We start from the raw sequence: 3,324 nt of genomic DNA, 5'->3' as shown, positions 1-3,324 counted from the left end.
CAAAGGTGCCAGTTTATTTCTAGCCCCCCTCCTTAATAGTCCTTTTAATATTTGTTGAATTCACTTTCAGGAGTTTGGATGATTATTGGACGCTTTGCAGGATCCAGCCATCTTAATATTGAAAGAACGTTCGTTTGCGCTGTCCCAGTGCATCCAAGTGTATAGCTGCTTGCTACATGAAAAAAGATAGCTGAACCTGCACCTGGAATTCTTTCGGCTGTATTGTAATTTATGACAAAGCCATAGTTATAGGGCGAGATATCCATTTTCTCAGCACTGCTCCATCGTCCATAGTTTTCAGAAGCTCTTTGCCAAGTGTTATAAAGTGAAGAACTCGAATCGTCTACCCAAACATCATCTGGAGTGATTTGGCGGTATGGGAGCTTTGTTCCCGGGTTTTGATAACGGCCGAATGCTGTTCCAATCGTATATTTTCCTCTAGGTGATTTTTTTGCCCCTTCACTCATTACAGTGGCAAAGCCTTCTTTCCCAATGTACCCATCGACGGTTAATTTCTCATACCATTTATTATCAATTTTTTCAAAGGTCCGAATTTTGGCTTTTACCGTGTTATATCCTGTTGTGGTTACGAGGATAAGTTGATTGTTTTCTGAAATCGTATAAAACTGATCGGCAATCGTATTGGGAATCCAAACGCCATTTTGATTTAGATAATACCAACCGCCAACTTTAACCCACCCTGTTTGCATCGCTCCTGATGTATTTAAATAGTACCAGAGGTTATTGTATAAAAGCCAGCCCGTCTGCATGGCACCAGTTTTCCCAAGAAAATACCACTTTCCACTGTCAAACACCCAGCCCATTTGCATAGATCCGTCATTGGCAAGAAAATACCATTTTCCTGAATCGCTGAGCCAGCCCGTCTGCATGACTCCCCTTGCGTCAAGAAAATACCATTTTCCATTATACTGAAGCCAACCTTTTTTCATCACTCCGTCACTGTCAAGAAAATACCATTTTCCCTCATCATTTAGCCACCCATGTCGCATGACACCATCGCTTCCAAAGAAATACCATTTTCCATTATTATATTGCCAGCCTGAATATTGAGTTCCGGTACTTTCATCCGCCTTTGGATAAATGGGGTTAATAATAAGAAATGCACAAATAAACATCAATAAAACTCTGATTCTCAATTTTTGTTACCACCAATCTTAAATTTAAAACTCTTCTATTATAATACTATCAAAATTATTTGGATTAAAGAATTACCGTTTCTACTTTTGGATTTCTTATAAAATGTCCGGAAAGCCATATTTCCAACAACTTTAACAATTCTGGATGAACTGGTAATTCGGCTTCTATTGGAAGATCTTTTTTAATCGAAAAAATAGAGGAGGCTTTTGTTATATATTTACATGAATGCCCCATGTTTTCCACGACAAAAAATTGTGCATCCCCTTTGACATAAAGGGGTAAATCTTTTAGTACTGCAGGATTTGCCTGAATATCCCTTGCTCCTGTTATCGCAAGAACCGGGCAGGTAACCTTTGCCAAATCTTCACGGACATTATAGGATAAATGTTCACGCATCCATTTCGCATTTATTTTTACAAAATTTTGCTTCATGACATCATCAGTTGAGCTTAGAATTTTTTCTAAAAACTTTTGTGCTTGTTTTTCAACTTTTTTATGTGCACCAAGTAAACGCAGTAAATATCCCTGAAAGCCCTTGGCATTGATCATATCCTCCGTGGCTATATCTCTTTGTCTCTTTAACGCTTCACCTAATCTTTCTACGGCACCAGAAAGTAAAATTAATCCTCCAAGGTCTTCTCTAACTGCTAAAGCTGTGCCAATAGCCGCTCCTTCACTATGACCTAATACGATTATATTTTCATCGTCCACTTCAGGAAGGTCTTTTAAAAATTTAACAGCAGCTTGGGCGTCATCAACCAAATCCCACAGCCCAGTTGTTAAAAAATCACCTTCACTGGCGGCCACACCTCGCTTATCATATCTAAGGCTAATAAAACCAATCGAGGTTAAATATTCCGCTAATTGACGATATAGCTTCAAATCAAGTTTCTTATTAACTTTACCATTTCTGTCCAATTTCCCAGAGCCCGTAATGATTAAAACTGCAGGGTTTTTTTCTTCATGATTTACTGGTAAACATAAAGTTCCCCTAAGTGCTGCCACACTTTGTATCGTTACTTCTTTCTCCCTAAGTGTCATTTTATAATCCCCCTTTTCTTTTTTCTGTTCTGGAATGATCACTGTGGCAATTGTTCCTTCGGATTCTCATATTGCATAATTTTTGTATATTATAATATTTGGTTAATGTAAAGAAAAAGTTGGAAATATTTATATTTATTCTCCAATTAATTTTTTAAATTACATGAAATGATAAATTTCGACTTATATTATAAAGAGGAGGTTTAGGGATAATGATTTTATCATGGATATTTGGAGGTATGCTGTTAGCACAGCAAGTAAATGCTCCAATTAGTTTACTCATAACAAAAGATGGCCAGCCTGTTTCCCATATTAATCAATTGGACTTCACCAATCCATACATAGACTTACCGATTGTGAATATGAAAAAATATAACCAGTTTTTGGATCAACTTGATAAACAATTTTCTATCGCACCTGAAAATGCCTTTCTTGACCAACACGGTAGTATTCACTCAGAAAAAGTTGGGTACCAAATTAACCGCCAAGCTTTTACTGAGCAAGTTTATACATATTTTTTTAATCATAGTCCAACCAGACTAGAAATACCCATATCAACTATCTATCCAAAGGTGGATAGTGAATTACTTGAAAGCATTGGCAGAATGAGAATTGGGCGTTATGTTACTTCCTTTAATCCGCATAATAAAAACCGTTCCACCAATATTCAGTTAGCGGCTGAGGCAATTAATAATTATGTTATATTCCCAGGCGAGACATTTTCCTTCAACAGAGTAGTAGGTAAACGGACTGTTACTCGCGGCTACCAGCGTGCCACTGTTATTGTCAGAGGGGAATATTCAGAGGATGTTGGCGGAGGAATCTGCCAGGTGTCGTCCACTCTTTTTAATGCGGTTGATAATGCCGGTCTGCAAATTGTAGAGCGATTTTCTCACACAAGAAAGGTTCCGTATATTCCTCCTGGCCGGGATGCTACGGTCAGCTGGTATGGTCCAGATTTTCAATTTAAGAACAAGTATAATCAGCCTGTATTAATCAGGGCAAGAACACTTGGCAACTTGTTAATCATAAAGCTGTACTCTTCTGAAGGCATGAATTATATTCCAAAAAAAATTCCAAATCCTCCATATTAAAAAGTCCGCAAAATTGGACTTAACCCCGTCA

At 37.8% G+C, this 3,324-nt stretch carries 3 protein-coding genes; 1 reads left to right on the top strand and 2 read right to left on the bottom strand.

Annotated features, from left to right (window positions below):
* Positions 1 to 44: 44 nt before the first annotated feature.
* Both V7161_RS28270 and V7161_RS28265 read right to left on the bottom strand, forming a co-directional pair.
* Positions 45 to 1,157: a cell wall-binding protein gene (locus tag V7161_RS28270; RefSeq protein WP_335716120.1), complete on the bottom strand. Its 1,113-nt coding sequence runs from the start codon at positions 1,155 to 1,157 to the stop codon at positions 45 to 47.
* A 64-nt stretch (positions 1,158 to 1,221) separates the two neighbouring features.
* Positions 1,222 to 2,199, bottom strand: a complete 978-nt coding sequence (locus V7161_RS28265; RefSeq protein WP_335716119.1) for an alpha/beta hydrolase — start codon at positions 2,197 to 2,199, stop codon at positions 1,222 to 1,224.
* A gap of 212 nt (positions 2,200 to 2,411) precedes the next feature.
* On the opposite strand from V7161_RS28265, the gene V7161_RS28260 reads away from it, so the two are divergent.
* Positions 2,412 to 3,293, top strand: a complete 882-nt coding sequence (locus V7161_RS28260; RefSeq protein ID WP_335716118.1) for a VanW family protein — start codon at positions 2,412 to 2,414, stop codon at positions 3,291 to 3,293.
* Positions 3,294 to 3,324 lie beyond the last annotated feature (31 nt).

This window comes from Neobacillus drentensis, assembly GCF_036965425.1.
GTDB lineage: Bacteria > Bacillota > Bacilli > Bacillales > Cytobacillaceae > Neobacillus > Neobacillus drentensis_F.
This window is presented reverse-complemented; position numbering and strand designations above follow the sequence as displayed.

Bases quoted from the DNA above. Each gene is read 5' to 3' on its own strand.
- V7161_RS28265 (WP_335716119.1), bottom strand. From the start codon at position 2,199: ATGACACTTAGGGAGAAAGAAGTAACGATACAAAGTGTGGCAGCACTT.
- V7161_RS28260 (WP_335716118.1), top strand. From the start codon at position 2,412: ATGATTTTATCATGGATATTTGGAGGTATGCTGTTAGCACAGCAAGTA.